Source organism: Ornithinimicrobium carbonis (assembly GCF_050703245.1).
Taxonomy (GTDB): Bacteria; Actinomycetota; Actinomycetes; order Actinomycetales; family Dermatophilaceae; genus Ornithinicoccus.
This window is the reverse complement of the sequence record NZ_CP192647.1, coordinates 287,357-305,860: the sequence shown is the minus strand read 5'-3', so window position 1 is coordinate 305,860 and position 18,504 is coordinate 287,357. Positions and strand designations below refer to the sequence as shown.

General features: G+C 74.7%; 16 protein-coding genes and 4 pseudogenes. 8 read left to right on the top strand and 12 right to left on the bottom strand.

Annotated features, from left to right (window positions below; translation table 11 throughout):
- The first annotated feature begins 14 nt into the window (after positions 1–14).
- Both ACQ95T_RS01560 and ACQ95T_RS01555 read left to right on the top strand, forming a co-directional pair.
- Positions 15–260, top strand: coding sequence for a heavy-metal-associated domain-containing protein (locus tag ACQ95T_RS01560; protein ID WP_425943054.1), 246 nt, complete (start codon positions 15–17; stop codon positions 258–260).
- A 121-nt stretch (positions 261–381) separates the two neighbouring features.
- A complete protein-coding gene (locus ACQ95T_RS01555) occupies positions 382–2,595 on the top strand; it encodes a heavy metal translocating P-type ATPase (RefSeq protein ID WP_425943053.1) in 2,214 nt (737 codons plus the stop codon).
- A 366-nt stretch (positions 2,596–2,961) separates the two neighbouring features.
- Here the strand turns inward: ACQ95T_RS01555 and ACQ95T_RS01550 are convergent, their stop codons facing one another.
- The 8 genes and pseudogenes from ACQ95T_RS01550 to ACQ95T_RS01515 all read right to left on the bottom strand — a co-directional run bounded on the left by ACQ95T_RS01550 (position 2,962) and on the right by ACQ95T_RS01515 (position 10,110).
- Positions 2,962–3,612: a VOC family protein gene (locus tag ACQ95T_RS01550; RefSeq protein ID WP_431473430.1), complete on the bottom strand. Its 651-nt coding sequence runs from the start codon at positions 3,610–3,612 to the stop codon at positions 2,962–2,964.
- Between the two features lie 30 nt (positions 3,613–3,642).
- On the bottom strand, positions 3,643–4,404 hold the full coding sequence (locus ACQ95T_RS01545) for a TrmH family RNA methyltransferase (protein ID WP_431473882.1): 762 nt from the start codon (positions 4,402–4,404) through the stop codon (positions 3,643–3,645).
- A 51-nt stretch (positions 4,405–4,455) separates the two neighbouring features.
- Positions 4,456–4,929 (bottom strand): HAD family hydrolase, encoded by a 474-nt coding sequence (locus ACQ95T_RS01540; protein WP_431473429.1) that lies wholly within the window; start codon positions 4,927–4,929, stop codon positions 4,456–4,458.
- A gap of 173 nt (positions 4,930–5,102) precedes the next feature.
- Positions 5,103–5,186 (bottom strand): annotated as a pseudogene (locus tag ACQ95T_RS01535) (hypothetical protein); the annotation flags it as partial.
- A gap of 178 nt (positions 5,187–5,364) precedes the next feature.
- Positions 5,365–6,474, bottom strand: a pseudogene (locus ACQ95T_RS01530) (ABC transporter permease); the annotation flags it as partial.
- Positions 6,475–6,662: 188 nt separating this feature from the next.
- Positions 6,663–7,548, bottom strand: a pseudogene (locus ACQ95T_RS01525) (ABC transporter ATP-binding protein).
- 223 nt (positions 7,549–7,771) lie between these two features.
- The gene (locus tag ACQ95T_RS01520; protein WP_425943114.1) at positions 7,772–8,428 is read right to left on the bottom strand and encodes a response regulator; all 657 of its coding nucleotides are present in this window, start codon (positions 8,426–8,428) and stop codon (positions 7,772–7,774) included.
- A 53-nt stretch (positions 8,429–8,481) separates the two neighbouring features.
- Entirely contained in the window at positions 8,482–10,110 is a 1,629-nt protein-coding gene (locus ACQ95T_RS01515; protein WP_425943047.1) for a sensor histidine kinase, read from the bottom strand.
- Positions 10,111–10,260: 150 nt separating this feature from the next.
- Here ACQ95T_RS01515 and ACQ95T_RS01510 point away from each other — a divergent pair, with 150 nt between their 5' ends.
- On the top strand, positions 10,261–10,770 hold the full coding sequence (locus ACQ95T_RS01510; RefSeq protein ID WP_425943046.1) for a hypothetical protein: 510 nt from the start codon (positions 10,261–10,263) through the stop codon (positions 10,768–10,770).
- On the opposite strand, the pseudogene serS reads toward ACQ95T_RS01510, so the two are convergent.
- A pseudogene (gene serS / locus ACQ95T_RS01505) lies at positions 10,751–12,038 on the bottom strand (serine--tRNA ligase). The gene ACQ95T_RS01510 and the pseudogene serS sit on opposite strands and share 20 nt — an antisense overlap.
- A gap of 54 nt (positions 12,039–12,092) precedes the next feature.
- On the opposite strand from serS, the gene ACQ95T_RS01500 reads away from it, so the two are divergent.
- Positions 12,093–12,287 carry a hypothetical protein gene (locus tag ACQ95T_RS01500; protein ID WP_425943044.1) on the top strand — a complete coding sequence of 65 codons (195 nt, stop codon included), beginning with the start codon at positions 12,093–12,095 and terminating at the stop codon, positions 12,285–12,287.
- Complete coding sequence (locus ACQ95T_RS01495) at positions 12,284–13,363, top strand: diacylglycerol/lipid kinase family protein (protein WP_425943043.1); 1,080 nt, start codon at positions 12,284–12,286, stop codon at positions 13,361–13,363. Before ACQ95T_RS01500 ends, ACQ95T_RS01495 begins: the two co-directional genes overlap by 4 nt.
- A gap of 25 nt (positions 13,364–13,388) precedes the next feature.
- On the opposite strand, the gene ACQ95T_RS01490 is transcribed toward ACQ95T_RS01495, so the two are convergent.
- The gene (locus tag ACQ95T_RS01490; protein ID WP_425943042.1) at positions 13,389–13,838 is read right to left on the bottom strand and encodes a DUF4446 family protein; all 450 of its coding nucleotides are present in this window, start codon (positions 13,836–13,838) and stop codon (positions 13,389–13,391) included.
- 222 nt (positions 13,839–14,060) lie between these two features.
- On the opposite strand from ACQ95T_RS01490, the gene ACQ95T_RS01485 reads away from it, so the two are divergent.
- Complete coding sequence (locus ACQ95T_RS01485; protein ID WP_431473428.1) at positions 14,061–15,470, top strand: hypothetical protein; 1,410 nt, start codon at positions 14,061–14,063, stop codon at positions 15,468–15,470.
- Complete coding sequence (locus ACQ95T_RS01480) at positions 15,425–16,534, top strand: hypothetical protein (protein ID WP_431473427.1); 1,110 nt, start codon at positions 15,425–15,427, stop codon at positions 16,532–16,534. Before ACQ95T_RS01485 ends, ACQ95T_RS01480 begins: the two co-directional genes overlap by 46 nt.
- Here ACQ95T_RS01480 and ACQ95T_RS01475 read toward each other — a convergent pair.
- Positions 16,451–17,365 carry a glycosyltransferase gene (locus tag ACQ95T_RS01475; protein ID WP_425943040.1) on the bottom strand — a complete coding sequence of 305 codons (915 nt, stop codon included), beginning with the start codon at positions 17,363–17,365 and terminating at the stop codon, positions 16,451–16,453. The genes ACQ95T_RS01480 and ACQ95T_RS01475 overlap by 84 nt on opposite strands.
- A gap of 30 nt (positions 17,366–17,395) precedes the next feature.
- Here ACQ95T_RS01475 and ACQ95T_RS01470 point away from each other — a divergent pair, with 30 nt between their 5' ends.
- The gene (locus ACQ95T_RS01470) at positions 17,396–17,596 is read left to right on the top strand and encodes a hypothetical protein (protein WP_425943039.1); all 201 of its coding nucleotides are present in this window, start codon (positions 17,396–17,398) and stop codon (positions 17,594–17,596) included.
- Here ACQ95T_RS01470 and ACQ95T_RS01465 read toward each other — a convergent pair.
- Positions 17,583–18,485 (bottom strand): DUF5926 family protein, encoded by a 903-nt coding sequence (locus ACQ95T_RS01465; RefSeq protein WP_431473426.1) that lies wholly within the window; start codon positions 18,483–18,485, stop codon positions 17,583–17,585. The two genes, ACQ95T_RS01470 and ACQ95T_RS01465, sit on opposite strands and share 14 nt — an antisense overlap.
- Between the last annotated feature and the right edge of the window lie 19 nt (positions 18,486–18,504).

Sequence of the window (18,504 nt, the reverse complement as noted above, 5' to 3'; positions counted from 1 at the left end):
CGAAGGAGCAGCCCATGACCAGCCCCGACACCCCCGTCCAGAACCAGACCACCAAGATCGTCGTCAGCGGCATGACCTGCGGCCACTGCGTCTCCTCGGTCACCGAGGAGCTCAAGGAGGTCGACGGCGTCCTCGACGTCCGGATCGAGGACCTCGTCAAGGGCGGCGACACGGACGTCTTCGTCGAGTCCGACGGCCCGCTCGACCTCCCGGCGGCCCGCGCGGCCGTCGAGGAGGCCGGCTACACCGCCTCCGTCTGAGTCGCCCGTCGACCCGACCGGGCGCCCGCCACCGGGCGTCCGGTCGACCCGGGCCGCACCCGGGCCGGCCGCATCAGACCGGCCCACCGGCACCACCCCGCACCCCTCCCGAGCAGGAGCCATGAGCACCAGCACGAAGCCCACCACCGACACCGCCGCCCAGCACGTCGACCTGGCGATCACCGGGATGACCTGCGCCTCGTGCTCGTCGCGCATCGAGCGCAAGCTGAACAAGCTCGACGGCGTCGAGGCCAGCGTCAACCTGGCCACGGAGAAGGCGAGCATCAGCTTCCCCTCGGCGCTGTCGGTCGCCGACATCGTCGCCACGGTCGAGAAGACCGGCTACGGCGCCACCCCGCTGGAGGACGAGCGCGGTGTGCGGGCCCCGGCGATGACCCACGACGTCGTCAGCAAGGACTCCCTGCGGGCGCGGATGATCACCGCCAGCGTCCTCGCCGCCGTCGTGGCCGTCCTGCACATGGTGCCGCCCGTCCGGGAGTCGCTGGGCACGACGGGGCACTGGTTGCAGTTCGTGCTGACCCTGCCGGTCTACCTCTGGGCGGCCTACCCCTTCCACCGCGCCGCCGCGATCAACGCGCGCCACCTCTCCTCGACCATGGACACCCTCGTCTCGGTGGGGACCACCGCGGCGATGGGATGGTCCGTCGTCGCGCTGTTCACGGGCTTCACCCACGACCTCTACTTCGAGGTCGTCGCGGTCGTCACGGCGTTCCTGCTCGTCGGCCGGTACATCGAGGCGCGGGCCAAGGCCCAGGGGCGCTCGGCCCTGGCCTCGCTCATGGAGCTGGGCGCCAAGGACGTGGCCGTCCTGCGTCATGAGGCCGGCAGCGGTGCCTGGACCGAGTCCCGCATCCCGGTCGAGGACCTCACCGAGGGGATGCGCTTCGTCGTCCGTCCCGGCGAGAAGATCGCCACCGACGGCCGGGTCGTCGACGGGGCGAGCACCGTGGACGCCAGCATGGTCACCGGCGAGTCGATGCCGGTGGAGGTGGCGACCGGTGACGAGGTCACCGGAGCCACCGTCAACGGGCACGGGCGGCTGGTCGTCGAGGCCACCCGCGTCGGTCGGGAGACCACCCTGGCCAGGATCACCGAGCTCGTCGAGCAGGCCCAGACCGGCAAGGCCCCGGTGCAGCGCCTCGCCGACCGGATCTCGGCCGTGTTCGTCCCCGTCGTTCTGGTCCTGGCCGCGCTGACCTTCCTGGTCTGGCTGGTCGTCGGCGGCTCCGTCGCCGGGGCGCTGGCGCCCGCCGTGGCCGTGCTGATCATCGCCTGCCCCTGCGCCCTGGGTCTGGCCACGCCCACCGCCCTGCTCACCGGGACCGGCCGCGGCGCCGAGATGGGCATCCTCATCAAGGGCCCGCAGATCCTGGAGTCCACCCGCCGGGTGGACACCGTCGTGCTCGACAAGACCGGCACGCTGACCACCGGCGAGCCCGTCCTGGGCGACATCGTCACCACCGGCGCGCTCTCCGAGGAGGCGGCGCTCAAGGCCGCGGCCGCCGTCGAGTCCGGCAGCGAGCACCCGGTCGCCCGGGCGATCGTCGAGGGCGCCCGGGAGCGGGGCGTCGACGTCGTGCCCACGACCGCCTTCACCAGTCTGCCCGGCCAGGGTGCCCGCGCGACCATCAAGGACACGCAGGTCACCGTCGGCAAGGCGGACCTCTTCGAGGAGGTGCCCGCCGAGCTGCGGGCCGCGCTCGACGCCGGTACCGGGACCACCGTCCTCGTCGGCTGGGGCGGCGTGGCCCGCGCGGCCCTCACCGTCACCGACACCCCTCGCCCGACGAGCGCCGCCGCGGTGGAGCGCCTGCGCGAGCTGGGCCTCACGCCATACCTGCTGACCGGGGACAACGAGCACACCGCGCGCGCGATCGCCCGCGAGGTCGGCATCGACGAGGGCAACGTCGACGCCGGGGTGCTGCCGCAGGACAAGTTCGCGCACGTCAAGGCCCTCCAGGAACGGGGCCGGGTCGTGGCGATGGTCGGCGACGGGGTCAACGACGCCGCGGCCCTCGCCCAGGCGGACCTGGGCATGGCCATGGGATCGGGCACCGACGTGGCCGCCGAGTCGGCCGACATCGTGCTCATGCGCTCCGACGTCGAGGCGGTCGCCGACGCGATCGGCCTGTCCCGCAAGACGCTGCGCATCATCAAGGAGAACCTTGTCTGGGCGTTCGGCTACAACACCCTGGCGATCCCGCTGGCCGCGTTCGGGATGCTCACCCCGATGATCGCCGGCGGTGCGATGGCGATGTCGTCGGTGCTCGTGGTCCTCAACAGCCTGCGGCTGCGGGGCTACGGCAAGGGCTGACCTGCCCGCCGCCCGGGCGCGACGGACCCTTCGCGATTCGTGCAGTCGATCGATGCCCCGCCAGGGGCCACGGGCGACTGCGCGGCCGAACGGCACGTGCCCGGGCCGCCGACGGATGGCGGGCCGAGACTCACGTGCCCGGGGGCCCGCCGATCAGCGGCCTGGAACCACCGACGCAGCCACTCTGTCGTCCGTGCAGTCGATCGAGGCCCCGCCAGGGGCCGCAGGCGACTGCACAGGAGTAGTGGGCGCCGGTACTGGCCAGCCCTGCCAGCCCACCAGCCGGCCCTACGACGCACAACCCCACATCCTGCCGTCGCGGCCATCCAGCGCCGAAACCTTCACCGGCGCGGCCGGGCGGCGGCCTCAGACGACGACGCGTCCCTCGGGCGTCTCGAAGGTGACCTCGTAGAGGCACGGGCAGGCGTCGTCCTCGACGAAGCCGAACTCCACCTGCGACTCGAAGGCCCCCTCCGGGGCGTCGCCCAGCCCGAGCCAGGCGCGGACGATCGGCGGCTCGCCGCCGATCGTCAGACCGGCCAGCCGGGCGCGAGACTCGGCGAGCTGGCTCGGGTGGTCCTGCGCCGGCGACTCCCACCGGACGAAGAACGGCAGGTTGCCGTTGTCGATGACGTTCTTGACGCCGATCTGGCGCCAGCGCAGGTCAATGCCCTGGGGGGTGTGCCGGTTGCCCTCGACCGAACCACGGCCCAGCCGCTCCTCGACCGGACCGAGGTCGTCGACCGCGACGACCCACGCCATCCAGCCGCCGCCGCGGGCGGACCGTGCCTTGACGGCCTGGCCGAACGGCGCCTTGTCCGAGGCCGGGTGGTCCAGGCAGGCGACGACGACCTCGAGGTAGCGCTGCTCCGCCAGCGGCAGGATGACGTTGCGGGTGCCGAACCGCGGGTGGACCCCACCGTCGACCGGCGAGACCCCGAGCTGCTCCCCCAACCGTTCCGCCGTCTCCTGCAGACCCTCAGGACCGGCGGCGTAGCTCACGTGGTCGATGCGCATGTCGTCATCGTGGCACACGCCACAGGACGGTCAGGAGCCGCCCCGGTCCCGCCGTTGGCGGACGGCCTCGTACAGCAGGATCGCGGCCGACGTCGAGACGTTGAGCGAGTCGGCCCGCCCGACCATCGGGATCCGGACCCGGTGGTCGGCGGCGTCCAGGACCTCCCGGGTCAGCCCCTCCTTCTCGGTGCCCACCGCCACGGCCACCGCCCCGGTCCAGTCGACCGCGGTGTGCTCCGTCTCGGTGTCCGGGGTGGCGGCGACGAGGGGTATGCCGTGCGCGCGCAGCCAGGCGAGCGTGGTCGCCGTGTTGTCCGAGGCGACGGGCACCGCGAAGACCGTCCCCTTGGAGGCCCGCACGGTGTTCGGGTTGCCCCAGTCCGTCACCGGGTCGGCCGCGACCACCGCGTCCACCCCGGCGGCGTCGGCCGTGCGCAGCATCGCCCCCAGGTTGCCCGGCTTCTCCACCGACTGGCACACCAGGACCAGCGGGTCCGCCGGCAGGTCCAGGTCGGCGCAGCGGCGGTCCACGGTGGGCACGACGGCCAGGAAGCCGTCCGGCCCCTCGCGGTAGGCAGCCTTCTCGAAGGCCGCGCGGGACAGCTCCACCAGCTCGGTCCCCAGGCGACCCGCACGCTCCAGCACGTCGGAGGCCCGCGCCCGGTCCCCCATGAGCTCGGGGCAGACGTAGAGCGCCTCGGGCACGACCCCGGCCGACAGCGCGAGGTCGAGCTCCTCGTAGCCCTCGACGAGCGTGCGCCGCTCCGCGTCCCGGGTGCGGCGGCGGCGCAGGCCGGCGAGCGCCTTGACCCGGGGGTTGGCGGGCGGGTGATGACCAGAGGATCAGGCAAGCTCGGCCAGGACCTCCTCGAGCGCGTCCACCAGGCCGTCCTCCTCGACGGGACCGGTGACGCGGTCGGCGGCCGCCAGGACCTCCGGCGGGCCCTGGCCCATGGCATAGCTGCACGCGGCCCAGACGAGCATCTCGCAGTCGTTGCGCTGGTCGCCGACGGCGACCGTGCGGTAGGGCTCGACGTGCAGGTGACGGCGGACCTGCTCCAGGGCCGAGGCCTTGGACACGCCCTCGGGCGCCAGGTCCAGCCAGGCGCTCCAGCCGACGGCGTAGCTGACCCCGTGCAGGCCCATCCGCTCGACGAGCTCGCTGAACTCCTCGGAGGTGGAGCTGGGGTCGCGGAAGGTGACGCGGGTGACCGGCTCGGCCAGCAGCTCCTCCAGCGGCACGACCGTCTCGTCGCCCCACAGCTCCCCGTCGGGGAAGGGGGTGCTGACCTTGAAGCCGACGCCGATGTCCTCCACCGCGATGAGGCCCCGGGCAGCTCGCGCCGGACGAGGGAGACCGCGGGGGCCGGGTCGAAGGTGACGACGTCGACGAGGCGGAAGCCGCGCTCCGACCCCAGGTCGACCTCGACCGTGACGGCTCCGTTGGAGCAGACCGTCAGCCGCCCCTCGGTGAGCAGGCCCAGCTGCTCCATCACCGGCAGGGTGGCCACGACCGACCGGCCGGTGGCGATGACCACCTCGACGTGCTCCAGCGCGTCCAGGCGGCGGACCACCTCCACCACGCGGGGCGAGAGCGTCCCGTCGTGGTGCAGGACGGTCCCGTCGACGTCCAGGCCGACGAGCAGCCGCTGGTCACGGACGGGGTGACGGGGCTCGGCCGTGGTGCCGGCGGGCTCGGGGCTGCTCACCCTGGCACCCTAACGCGGCCCGACGGCAGCGGGCCGCCGGCGCTCACTCCGAGAGCCGCAGCGCCTTGCGCCAGCTGAGGCTGCCCGAGGTGTGCAGCAGGGCCCGCTGGTAGAGCGGGGTCCCCACGAGGATGGTCACCAGGCAGAACAGGGCCACGAGCACGAGCGCGAGGACCGGCTCCCACCAGGCGGCGTCCCCCTCCAGGATCCGCAGCGGCATCAGGAGGGTCGACAGGAGCGGCACGAAGGAGGCGACCTCACGCCATACCCCCTGCAGGTTCAGGGCGGCGATGAAGGCGACCACGAGGACCATCGTCAGCGGCATCGTCGTGGACTGCAGGTCCTCGGTCCGGGAGGCCAGCGCCCCCGCCGCGGCCCAGATGCAGGCCAGGGCCACGAAGCCGAGGAGGAAGAAGGGCAGGTACCAGCCGATCGCCTCCGCCAGCCCGGGCAGCGCCACGTCGAGGTCGGTGAAGGTCAGCCCCACGAGGGCGGTGGCGACCAGCAGGGCCATCTGCCCGAACGCCAGCAGGGTGTTGCCGGCGACCTTGCCCATGAGCAGCTGGCGGACCGGGATCGCCGCGGCCAGGATCTCCACGATCCGCGACTGCTTCTCCTCGACCACCGAGCTGGCGATCTGCATGCCGAACATGATCGCCGCCATGTAGAAGAGGAAGGCGAAGCCGAAGCCGAGCAGGAAGCTCACCTGCTCCGACATGCCCTCGTCGTCGGTGGCCTCGGCCAGGTCGGTCAGCCGGACCTCGGTGCCGGCGGTCAGCTCGGTCACGCTGGTCCCGGCCGCCTCCGCGTTGGCGGCCAGGGCGTCGGTGCGCACGACGTCGGACACCGCGCTCATGAGCGAGGACGGGGGCCCGCCGTCGACGAGCACCTCCCACTCCCCCGGGGCGCCGACCAGCGCCATGTCCACGTCGCCCGCCAGGACGGCCTCCTCGGCCGCCGCCCGGTCCGCGACCTCCTCGGCCGCGACCGTCGGCTCCTCGCCGTCGAAGGACAGCGCGCCCATGGCCGCGGGGTCCACCCGCTCCACGACGGAGGTGGCCCCGGGACCGGAGGTGGCGACCCGGTAGTCGGTCCCGCCGCCGGCGAAGAGGGCCGGCACGACCATCGCGCCGAGGATGAGCACGACGGTGAAGACCGTCGACAGCAGGAAGGTCCGGTCGGTGAGCCGCACCTGCACCTCGCGGGCGGCCACGAGGGTCCAGGGTGCGCGGCGCGTCGCCCGCCCGGCGTCGGCCGCCGGGGACCTCCCGGCGGCACCGGCACCGGCGGGGGTGCCGGCCGGGTCCGTGCCGAGCGTGCTGCTGGTCGTCTGCGTGGTGCTCATACGGAGGCCACCTCCCGGTAGATCTCGGACAGGGTCGGGACGATGCGGGCGAACTCGCGCACGCCGCCGCGGGCGACGGCGTCGACGAGGAGCCGTTCGGCGACCTGCTCGTCGGCCGGGGCGAGCACGGCCGACGGCCCGTCGACGTCGAGGACCTCGACCCCGGGCACGCCCCGCACCCAGCCCGTGTCGCCGGACATGGTGAGCCGGTAGCGCAGCGGGGCGCCGGCCCGCAGCTGCTCCGCGGAGCCGTGCGCGACCACCCGTCCCCTGGTGCAGCACGACGATGGAGTCGCAGAGCCGGTCGACCAGCTCGAGCTGGTGGGAGCTGAAGAGCACCGGCACCCCCCGCGCGGTGTGCTCGCGCAGCAGCTCGCTCATCTGGTCCACCGCGGAGGGGTCCAGGCCGGAGAACGGCTCGTCGAGGACGAGCAGGGTCGGGTCGCCCAGCACCGAGGCGATGATCTGGGCCCGCTGCTGGTTGCCCAGCGAGAGGGTCTCCAGCTTGTCCTTGACCCGCTCCCCGAGGCCGAACCGCTCCAGCAGCTCGCGGGAGCGCTCCCGGGCGGCCGGGGCGCTCATCCCGTGCAGCTGGCCCAGGTAGGTCAGCTGGGGCAGCACCGGCTGCTTGGGGTACAGGCCCCGCTCCTCCGGCATGTAACCGAACCGGGCCCGGTCGGCGGCGGTGACCGGACGGCCCTGCCAGCTCACCTCCCCCGCGGTCGGGGCCAGCACCCCCATGACCATCCGCATCGTCGTGGTCTTGCCGGCACCGTTGCCGCCGACGAAGCCGACCATCGCGCCGCGCGGCACGGTGAAGCCCACCTCGTCGACGGCCAGCACGTCGCCGTACCGCCGGGTCAGTCCCCTGAGCTCGAGCACTCGTCCGCCCTCCTGTGGTCGGGGTCCGGGCGGCGTGGCCCGGTCGTCCCGTGTCGTCGTGTCCTGCTCGACGCTAGTCCGGCTCCGGCCCCTGCACATCGCCCGTGCGGGCGAGATCCGCGTCCGTCCGGGGTCGCACCCCCTGGTCGCGGCTCCCTCCTGGGAGGGGGTCGGGGCCCCGGCGCGACCAGCCCCGCCGCACGGTTCCCTCCTGGGGAGCTGGTCAGGCCCCCGGTGCGACCAGCCCCGCCTCGTAGGCGGCCACGACCGCCTGCACCCGGTCGCGCACCCCGAGCTTGGCGAGCACGTTGGACACGTGCGTCTTCACGGTCGCCTCGCTGACGTAGGCCTCGCGGGCGATCTCGGCGTTCGAGAGCCCCCGCGCGACGAGGACGAGCACCTCCCGCTCGCGCTGGGTCAACGACGGAAGGGGTATGGCGTCGCGCGCCGCCGGGGCGCCGTCCCCCGCCGCGGACGGCCCGCCCGGGGCACCCCCGGCGGCCTCCCCCGCGCCGTTCCCGGTGCTGCGCTCGATGACCCGCCGGGTCACCTCCGGGGCCAGCAGCGCGTGCCCGTGCGCGGCCGCCCGGACGGCGTCGACGAGGTCGTCGGGGTCGGCGTTCTTGAGCAGGAAGCCGCTCGCCCCGGCCGTGAGCGCGTCGAAGAGGTAGTCGTCCCGGTCGAAGGTGGTGAGGATGACCACCCGCACCCCCGGATGGTCGGCCACGATCCGGCGGGTGGCCTCGATGCCGTCGAGCCGCGGCATCTGCACGTCCATGAGGACCACGTCCGGCTCCAGCTCGGCGACGGCGGCCACCGCCCGCTCGCCGTCGGTCGCCTGCCCGACGACCTCCAGGTCGTCCTCGACGGACAGGATCATCGAGAAGCCCTGCAGCAGCAGGGGCTGGTCGTCGACCAGCAGCACGCGGACGCTCACCGGACGGCCCCGGCCCGACCGGACCCGGTCCGGACGGCCACGGTCCGCACCGCCCCGGCCGGAGCAGCGTCGTCTCCCGCACCCTCGGCCCTCGCGACGAGGCTCTGCCCAGCCTCGGCCCGCACGGCCCCGGTCCTCTCGTCCCCGGTCCGCCCGCCTGCCGGAACGGCGCACCCCGGCCCGTCCGGCCCGGGGGTCCCGGAGAGCGGGACCCGCACGAACACCCGCCAGCCGGGCCGTCCGCGGCGCGGGCCTGCCTCGACCCGGCCACCGAGGTGGGAGGCCCGCTCCCGCATCCCCATCAGGCCCAGGCCGGTGCCGGCGGTGCCTCCGCGGGCCGTCCCGTCGTCGACGACCTCGACCTCCAGGCATCCCGCGGCCTCGTCGACCCGCACCACGGCCCGGGCCGAGCGCGCCGTGGAATGCCGGTGCACGTTGGCCAGCGCCTCCTGCACCACCCGGTAGGCGGTGAGCTGCAGCGGGGGCGCGACCCGCGCCGCCGCGCCGTCCGCAGCCTCGACCACGTCGACGACGACCTCGCAGGTGGGGGTGCTCGCGCGCCGGGCCAGCTCGGGAAGGTCGGCCAGCGTGGGCTGGGGGGTGCGGTCCTCGGCCGCCGTCCCGGGGCCGCCCGCCGCCGGCTCACCGGCGCTCCCGCCTCCGACACCCCCCTCTCCGGCGCTCCCGCCACCGGCACTCCCCCCGGCGTCCCCGACGCCGACCGTTCCGTCACCCTCCCCGTCGCTGCGCAGCGTGCCGAGCAGGCCCCGCATCTGGGACACGGCGTCGCGGGAGGACTGCTCGACGGAGGACAACGAGGCCGCCGCGGCGTCCGGGTCCTTGCCCATCACCCGTCGGGCGGCCGCCGCCTGAACCCCCATGACCGAGACGTGGTGGGCCACGACGTCGTGCAGCTCCCGGGCGATCCGCAGCCGCTCCGCGACGACCGCCTGGTCGCGCAGCCGACGGGCCTGGGCCGCGATCGTGCTGGCCTGCTCCACCACCTGGGCGGTGCGTCGCGCACCCTCCCAGGCGACCTGCCCCAGGACGATGGCCCCGCCGAAGAAGATCGCGTTCACGAGGAGGGTGTAGCCGACCATGCCGGTCACCGGCGTGAACAACCCCGCCCCCGGTTCCGTCTCGGACCCGAACGAGCTGAGCATCTGCTCCAGGCCCCGGCCCAGGGCGAAGGTCCATGCCAGCCAGGCGGCCATGAGCGTCAGCATGAGACCGACGGCCGCGAGCAGCGCCCGGCGGTCCTTGGCCCAGGCCACCCCGGAGAAGATGAGGAAGAAGTAGAGCGCCTGCATCGGCAGGGTGCTCATCGTCATCGGCACGAGCAGTCCCAGGACCAGCATGTGCACCCCGGCGAGGGCGGTGACCAGCACGGGATGGCTGCGGCGGATCGCCACGAGCGCGGCCGCGGTGACCATCCCTACGTACTGCCAGCCCACCCCCAGCCGCTCGTCCTCGAACGCGCCCAGGCTGCGCAGCAGCTCGGCACCCAGGACGCTCACGACGAGGGCCAGGACCGCCAGCCACACGTCCCGCACGACCGCGCGTCGATCCGGAGAGGGCCGCTCCCACTCCACGTCCACGCCGAACCACCGGGCCACCCGCATCATCCGGCCAGGGTATGCCGCAGCCGCCCGCCTCCGCCTCGGCCGCACGGCGGAGACCCCACCGGGCCGGGCCTCCGCCGCGGGTCGGAGACGCACGGACCAGAAGCGGGTCGAGCCCTGGCCCTCCTGCCGGTCCGGGGGCACGCTGGACCCATGGACTGGCTCCCGGACGACTGGCGGCACCCTGACCGGCTGGACCTGCGGACCGGCCACCACCTCCGGCCGATCCGCGCCGCCGACGTCGAGATCGACCATCCCGCCGTCATGGGGTCGCGCGAGCGCCTGTGGGAGATGTACGGGCAGGTCTGGGGCTGGCCCCCGGCGACCATGACGCTCGAGCAGGACCGCGAGGACCTGGCGCGGCACGAGCGCGAGATCGCCGAGCACCGGTCGTTCAACTACGCCCTCTTCCCCGACGAGGCGGAGTCGGCGCTGCTGGGCTGCGTCTACGTGGACCCGCCGGAGAAGGTCGGCGCCGACGCCGACGTCTCCTGGTGGGTCGTCGACGACCTGGTCGGCACGCCCGCCGAGGCCGCGCTGGACGAGGCGGTCCCGGTCTGGCTGGCCGCGCGGTGGCCCTTCGACCGGGTGCGCTACCCCGGCCGCGAGCTGTCCTGGGCCGAGTGGGAGGCCCTGCCCGAGGTCAGTCCCCCGCGGGGGTGAGCGATTCCATACCTGAAAGGAAGGGGCGCAGCGCCTCCGGGACGTGCACGGACCCGTCGGCCTGCTGGTGGTTCTCCAGGAGGGCGATGATCGGGCGGGTGCTCGTCAGTGCGGTGCCGTTGAGCGTGGCCACGGTCCGGGTGCCGCCGCCCTGGGGGTCGCGCTCACGGATCGCCAGCCGCCGGGCCTGGAAGGTCGTGCAGTTGGACGTCGACGTCAGCTCGCGGTAGCGGCCCTGGGTGGGGATCCACGCCTCGCAGTCGTACTTGCGCGCGGCCGCCCCGCCGAGGTCGCCGGCGGCGACGTCGATGACCCGGTAGGGCAGCTCGAGGGCGTCGAGGATGCGCCGCTCGATCCGCAGCAGGTTGGCATGCTCGGCCACGGCGTCCTCGGGGCGGCAGTGGACGAACATCTCGGTCTTGGTGAACTGGTGCACCCGGAAGATGCCGCGGGTGTCCTTGCCGTAGGACCCTGCCTCACGCCGGTAGCAGGTGGAGGTGGCGGCATACCGCAGCGGCCCGTCGGACAGGTCGACGATCTCGTCGGCGTGCAGGCCCGCGAGCGCCACCTCGGAGGTGCCGGTGAGGTAGAGGTCGTCGGCCTCGAGCCGGTAGACCTCGTCGGCGTGCGCGTCCAGGAAGCCGGCCCCGTCCATCGTCGCCGGGCGCACGAGGGTCGGCGGCACGACGGGGACGAAGCCCTCCTCCTGGGTGATCTGCTGGGCCAGGCCCATGAGGGCGTGCTCGAGCCGGGCGCCGATCCCGAGGAGGAAGTAGAACCGGGCGCCGGAGACCTTGGCCCCCCGGGCGGTGTCGATGGCGCGCAGCGCCTCCCCGAGCTCGAGGTGGTCGCGCGGCTCGAAGCCCTCGGCGGAGAAGTCCCGCGGAGCGCCGACCTCCTCCAGCACGACGAAGTCGTCCTCCCCGCCGGCGGGGGGACACCGTCGATGATGAGGTTGCCGATCCGCCGCATCTGGGTCGCGCGCTCGGTGGCGGCCTCGTCGGCCTCGGCCTGCAGCTGCTTGACCCGGGCGGACAGCTCCTGGGCCCGGGCGACCAGCGCCTGCTTCTCCTCCCCCTTGGCCTGGGCCACCTGCTTGCCGAAGCTCTTCTGCTCCGCGCGAGCGGACTCGAAGGCCGCCAGCGCGGAGCGGTGCCGCTCGTCGGCGGCGAGAGCGCGGCGTCGACCGCGCCGGGGTCCTCGCCCCGCGCGGTCTGGGAGGCACGCGCACGGTCCGGGTCGGCGCGCAGGTCGCGGATGTCGATCATGGGCCCAGCCTAGCCACGGTCGGACCACCCCCCGGGGGCCGATACCGTGGAGGTATGCAGAGCGAACCGAGCTGGGTCATGCTCGCCGTCGCCGTCCTCCTCGTCGCCGGGCTCACGGCCCTGGCGGCCTGGCTCGCGGTGACCGAGGCGAGGGCGGTCCGGCCGGTTCCGGCCGGGCGGGGGCGCCGGTCCGTTCCGGACCCGCCGAGCACGTCCCCGACGACCGACTCCGAGAAGGGCACGAAGTGAGCGAGCACGAGCAGGGGGGTGGCCGCCGCGCGGCCATCGTCGTCAACCCGACCAAGTTCGAGGACGTGGACAAGGTCCGGGCCCTGGTGACGAAGATCTGCCACGAGGAGGGGTGGGCCGACCCGCTGTGGCTGGAGACCACCCCCGAGGACACCGGGACCGGCCAGACCCGGCAGGCCGTCGAGGAGGGCGTCGACCTCGTCTGCCCGCTGGGCGGTGACGGGACGGTCCGCACCGTCGGTGCCGAGCTGGCCGGCACCGACGTCGCGATGGGCCTGCTGCCGGGAGGGACGGGCAACCTGCTGGCCCGCAACCTGGACCTGCCGGTCGACTCCCTGGAGAAGTGCCTGCGGATCGCCCTCACCGGGCACGACGCCCGGATCGACACCTGCCACCTGGACCTCGTGCGCCCGACGTCGGCGCAGATCGCCGCCCGGGTCGCGGACGAGACCGACCCGGCGAAGACGCTGGACTTCTCCGACGCCGTCGACGACCGCTCGAGCGAGGACGTCCGCGAGGAGCACGTCTTCCTCGTCATGGCCGGCCTCGGCTTCGACGCCGAGGTGATGGCCGCGGCGCCGGAGAAGCTCAAGGCGAGGGTGGGCTGGCTGGCCTACCTGGTCGCCGGTCTGCAGCACCTCAAGGGCCCGCAGTTCACGGTGGCCGTCAAGCTCGACGGCGGCCCGCCCCTGCGGCGCAAGGTGCGCAGCGTCGTGGTGGGCAACGTCGGCCGGTTGCAGGGCGGGATGGAGCTGCTGCCCGACGCCGTCGCCGACGACGGCAGCGTGGACGCCGTGCTGCTCTCCCCCGAGGGGATCGTCGGCTGGGGCGCCACCTTCGCCCAGCTGGTGACCCGTCAGCGGGTCGGGCACAGCCGGGTCGACCACCTGCAGGCCAAGGAGGTGCGCGTCGTCTCCGACAAGCCCGTCGAGATCGAGATCGACGGCGACACCCTCGGTGAGGCGATCGCCATGCGGGTGCTCACCCAGCCGGGCAGCCTCGTGGTCCGCCTGCCCGCGCAGGAGCGGTCCCACCGGCGCTCCCACGGCCACCGGAAGGCCGCGGCGCTGAGCTGAGGCCAGGGGTCGGTGCCGGCGCGGATCAGTCCGGCGACCCGGTCCGGGCAGCGTCGATCGCCTGCCGCTCCTCAGGTGTCAGCACCACCTCGGACCCCCCGTCGACGATGCCCTTCGCGTAGGTCCGGCTCTCCCCCCGCGCGTGGATCGAACTGATCACCAGGCCGTCGCCGGTGTCGTCGAGGACGGCCGCGCTGAAGGACAGCCGCCCGCCCATGTCCCCGAAGGCGTCGTAGCGCACGACCGCCACGTGCCGCAGCGCCTGGGAGGCCTCCGCGCCCAGCCGGGCCGTCTCCTCCTCGACCGCCGTCAGCCGATCCCCCTCCGGCGTCGAGGGGACCCCGGCCGCCACCAGCCTGCGCACCTGACGGTCGAGCACCCGCAGGCGCCGCCAGGCGACCGCGGCGAGCAGCAGCGCCAGCACTGCGACGGCAGCGGCGATCCAGGCCAGCGTCTCGGGGTCGGGTCGGTCCACGGACTGAGGGTATGCCGTCCTCCTCACCCACCCACCGGCGTGTCGCGCACCGTGCGCTGCCGCTGCGGCGTGTCCCGCGTGCTGGGCCGGCCCGTGCAGCACGCGACACGCAACAACGGGGACTCAGCGCCCGTCGGCCACCACCGAGCCGGAGCGACCGTCGTCAGGTCCTGCCCGGGCGGGCCGTGGGACGATGCGGTCGACGACCGAGGAGGTGGTGGCGTGGCACGCAGCGGGCAGGGCCGGGGGGCGACCGGCCTGGCGCTGGGCGTCCTTCTCGTGTGGCTGCTCGCCGCCGTGCTGGCGGCCGTCGGGGTGGCACCCAGAGCCCAGGCTCCGCCGGCAGCACCGCCGCCGGCACCGGGGCCGGTGGTCGTCGTCGGGGTCCCCGGCCTGACCTGGGACCTGGTTCCTGCCCTCCAGGACGGGAACGGGGACGGCCCTGCCCCGTCGGCGGCCTCCGCGCTCCCGACGCTCGCCGCCGAGGGCGGTGCCGCCGCCCTCGTGCTGCGTGGCATCCACGAGACGACCTGCGCCGCGGACGCCTGGCTGACGCTGGGCGCCGGCCAGCGGGCCGCCACGGACGTGGACGGTTGCGTCGACGCCGAGCTGCGCGACGGAGCCGGGACCGACGGTTCGGTCCCGGTGCTGCCCGAGGACCTCGTGGAACCGCAGGGCGACGGGGCCGTCGTCGACGCCGCCTCCTGGGCGCGGTGGACCAACCAGGCCGCACGCCGCTCGCTGGGGACCGAGCTCGGAACCCTCGCCGACCAGATGCTCGGCGACGGTTCCTGCGTGGCCGCCTACGACCCGCTCGCCGCGCTCGCGGCGGCCGACGCGGACGGCCGCGTGTCGGCATACCGGACGGGGGCAGGAGGGCAGGGCGACGACGCGAGCCCGTCCCCCGACCTGGTCGCGGACTGCTCCGTCCACCTCCTGTCGACCGCACCGGCGGACACCGAGGCCGTGGCCGAGATCGTGGAGGGGTTGCCGGACGACGCCACGGTCGTCGTCGCCGGCCTCGGTCACGTCGAGGAGCGGGCCGAGGCGATGGCCCTGGTCGTCCACGCGGCCGGGTCGTCGGAGGGCGGATCGGCGCTCACGTCGGGCTCCACCCAGCAACGCAGCCTGGTCCAGCTCACCGACCTCACCGCGACCGTGCTGCACCTGGCGGGCGTGGAGGAGCCCTTCCCCGACGCCGTCGCCGGTCAGCCGGCCGTGGCGGTCGAGGAGGGGTCGCGGGACGCCGCGGACGTCCCCGACCCCGGCCACGTCGAGGACGCGAGGGCCCTGGCGGCGGGGATCACGCTGGCGAAGGCAGGGGCGCCGTGGGTGCTGGGGGCTGTTGCCGCCGTGCTGCTCGTCCTGCTGGTCGTGAGCGTCGTCCGGGGGCGTCGGCAGCGGACCGGATCCCGCACGCGGATTCCCGGTACGGCGGTCGTGGCGACGGCGGTGATGGCGATCCCGGTCGCCACGTTCCTGACCGGTCCGGTGCCGTGGTGGGAGCTCCCCCTCCCGGTCACCGCCCTCGCCGTCGGCGTGCTCGTCATGGTCGGCCTGCTGACGGCGCTGTCCTGGGCCGGCCCGTGGCGGTGGTACCCCTGGGCCCGGCGTCCGTCGTGGCCGCGGTGACCCTCGCCGTGGTCGGCACGGACCTGCTCTGGTCGGCCCGGCTGGGGCTGGTGTCGGTGCTCGGGCTGCAACCGGTGTCGGCCGGCCGGTTCTACGGGCAGGGGAACGTGGGGTTCGGCATCGTCCTGGGCTCCTACCTCGTGCTGGCCGCCGCGGTGATCGGGCCGGGACCCCGCCCGAGCGGGACGGACGGAACGGGACCCGCCGCAGCCGCGACCGGTGGTGGACGATTCGCGGCGACCAGGAAAGACGATGTCGGATCCGCGGCGGCCAGGAGGGACGGTGTCCGAGCCGCGGCGGCCAGGCCGGACGGTGGCCGACCGGGCACCGCCCGGTCCGACGGGAGCCGACGCGCCGCGGCCGTCGTCCTGGCCCTCGGTGCGGCGGCCGTGGTCCTGAACGCCGCCCCCCAGGCCGGTGCAGACTTCGGGGGTGTCCCGGCGCTCGTCGTCGCGACCGGTCTGATGGCGCTGGCGGCGCTGCGGGTCCGGTGGTCCGTCGGGGTGCTGGCTCTGCTCGGGCTGGCCGGCCTCGGCGTCGCCGCCACGGTCATGCTGCTGGACTGGACCCGCGGCCCGGGGCGGCGGACGCACCTGGGGGACTTCGTGCAGCGGGTGCTCGACGGCACCGCGCTGGAGGTGGTCACCCGCAAGCTGGAGCAGTCCCTGGGCATCCTGCTGGCCTACCCCCTGTCCTGGCTGGCGGTGCTCGCCCTCGTGCTGCTCGCCGTCGCGGTGCGGCGGCGGCCCGGGTGGGCGGCGGCGCTGTGGCGGCACGAGGGGATGTACCGGGCGCTCGTGGCCGGGGTCGTCACCATGGTGCTGGGGTGGGTGCTCAACGACTCCGGCATCGCCGTCGTGGCGCTCGCGCTGACGGTGCTGCTGGCGGGCGCGCTCAGCCTCCTCGGCGTCGGTGTCGACCCCGACGACCTGGCCGGTCGTGCCGGACCTCCCGATCCGGCCGGTGGGACCGGCGAGGACCTACAGCTCGTGCCAGGTGCCGTCGCGCCGGGGCGGGCGGGGAAGGGCGCGTCGGCCGCGGTCGACCCTCGACGCCACGGTTGAGGCTGCGGAGGACACCGCCGACCGAGCGGACGTCCGGGCCGCCCGGGCGCGCGCCGCACCGGCGGACCGGGTCCCGGCGATGCGCCGGGCCCCGGCGTCCCGCAGCTCCTCGACCTGCTCCTTCGCCCGCTCGGCGGGTCCGGTGCGCTCGGCGAGGGCCCGGGTGACGTCGGCCAGCTGGCGGGCGCGGTGCACCTGCGAGCTCCAGTCCGTGCCGGTGACCCGGTGGTGCAGCTCGCACGGCACCTCCATGACCCGTCCCCCCGCGCGCAGGACGTCCACGGTCAGCCCGACCTCGACCCCCCAGCCGTGGGCCAGCGGCAGAGCGTCGTCGAGCGCCTCTCGGGTCAGGCACCGCTGACCGGAGAGCGGTTGGGTCGGTGCCCAGCCGGTCAGCCGGCGGATCCCCTCCCGGGCGGTGCGCACCACGACCCCGAAGCCGCCCCCGGGCCGGTCCTGCGGCGGCAGGACGGCGATCGTCATGTCCGCGGTCCCGTCCAGCACGACCGCGACGAGCGGGCCGAGGTTGCCGGCGGACGTGGTCAGGTCGGCGTCCACGAAGAGCACCGGGGCTCCGGGGACGAGCCTGCCGGCTGCCTGCGCCCCCGTCGTCATGGCGGCCGCCTTGCCCCGGTTGCGGTCGTGCCGGACCACCTCGACCCCACCGGTCCACTCGGCCACGGCCGCGGTCTGGTCGATGGACCCGTCGTCGACGACGACCACGTGCAGGACCCCCGGCACCCGGCGAAGGGCCTCGACGGTGGCCGCGACCCGCTCCTCCTCGTCCTTGGCGGGCACGACGGCGACCACCCCGACAGGGAGGCCGGTCACGTCGGACGGACCCTGCGGTTCCGGGAGGAGATGTGGGTCCTGCGCGTCGACGATGCCCGGGGCATCGAGGCCCAGCGCGTCGACGAGGCCCGGGTCATCGAGGAGGCCCGGGGCATCGGACAGGTCCTGCGCCTGCGGGACGGGAGCCGTCACGCGCGGGGCAGGCTCCTGCCCGGGCCCCGTCGACGCCGTTCCCGGCCCCACGTCATACCCCGTCTCAGCGGAGGGTGACCTGCCGGGAGACGAGGCCGTCGCGGGCCTTGCGCTCCGGCAGCGTCAGCGGCTCGTCGGAGGCGGCCGCCTTCTCGTAACGGCCCTGCAGCGCGGCCAGCGCCTCGGCGTGGGAGGACGGCTCGGCCTGCGGGTCGACCTCGATGACGGGCACGAGCAGCCCGTTGGCGCGGAACGCCCCCAGCAGCTTGGTGTCCTCCCCCAGCGTGTGCTCACCGGCCGCCTGCAGCCGTGCGACGGCGCGGGTGGCGGTGTCCTCGTCCTCGCCGAGGATCCACCGGACGTAGGCGCGGCCGGTCATCAGGCACCAGTACGCCGACGGCGCCCCCTCGACCCGCTCCATCGGCACGGCGTTCTCGTTCATCTGCTCCAGGGCGGCCCGCTGCTCCTCGGTGGCGTCCTCGCCGAGCCAGAAGCCGAAGTCCTCCTGCACCTGCACCTCCAGGCGCTGCCCCTCGGCCACCAGGTCCTGCATCCGGGGGGTGTCGGCGGTGGCCGGTCGCACCGAGGTGACCGAGCTGCCCGGCGCGGAGACCAGGGCGGTGAGCAGGGACTGCGCGACGTCGCGGGAGGCGTCGCCGCTGGAGGTGCGCGACTGCATCGCCACGAGGACGTCGCCGTTGTCGCGGTGCACGGCGGGCATCGCCCCCGGGAGCACCGTCACCAGCGTCACCTCGCGCTTCCCGGAGGGCACCGCCGTCCCGTCGACCTCGAGTCCCTCGGGCGCGACGACGGTGATCGTCGCCGTGGCGGCGGGCAGGATCTCCCGCATCGCGACCCAGTCGGCCTCGTCGGCCAGCCCCTCGAACGGGCGCGCGACGAACGGTGCCCGCTTCGTCGTCTTCGGTGCGCCGTCGGTCTGCCGCTTCCTGCGTGATGCCTTGCCCATGCCGGGGAGTCTACGTGCG

Coding starts and splice junctions, on each gene's coding strand:
- ACQ95T_RS01560 (WP_425943054.1), top strand. CDS start 15: ATGACCAGCCCCGACACCCCCGTCCAGAACCAGACCACCAAGATCGTC.
- ACQ95T_RS01555 (WP_425943053.1), top strand. CDS start 382: ATGAGCACCAGCACGAAGCCCACCACCGACACCGCCGCCCAGCACGTC.
- ACQ95T_RS01550 (WP_431473430.1), bottom strand. CDS start 3,612: ATGCGCATCGACCACGTGAGCTACGCCGCCGGTCCTGAGGGTCTGCAG.
- ACQ95T_RS01520 (WP_425943114.1), bottom strand. CDS start 8,428: ATGATCCTGTCCGTCGAGGACGACCTGGAGGTCGTCGGGCAGGCGACC.
- ACQ95T_RS01515 (WP_425943047.1), bottom strand. CDS start 10,110: ATGATGCGGGTGGCCCGGTGGTTCGGCGTGGACGTGGAGTGGGAGCGG.
- ACQ95T_RS01510 (WP_425943046.1), top strand. CDS start 10,261: ATGGACTGGCTCCCGGACGACTGGCGGCACCCTGACCGGCTGGACCTG.
- ACQ95T_RS01500 (WP_425943044.1), top strand. CDS start 12,093: ATGCAGAGCGAACCGAGCTGGGTCATGCTCGCCGTCGCCGTCCTCCTC.
- ACQ95T_RS01470 (WP_425943039.1), top strand. CDS start 17,396: ATGTGGGTCCTGCGCGTCGACGATGCCCGGGGCATCGAGGCCCAGCGC.
- ACQ95T_RS01465 (WP_431473426.1), bottom strand. CDS start 18,485: ATGGGCAAGGCATCACGCAGGAAGCGGCAGACCGACGGCGCACCGAAG.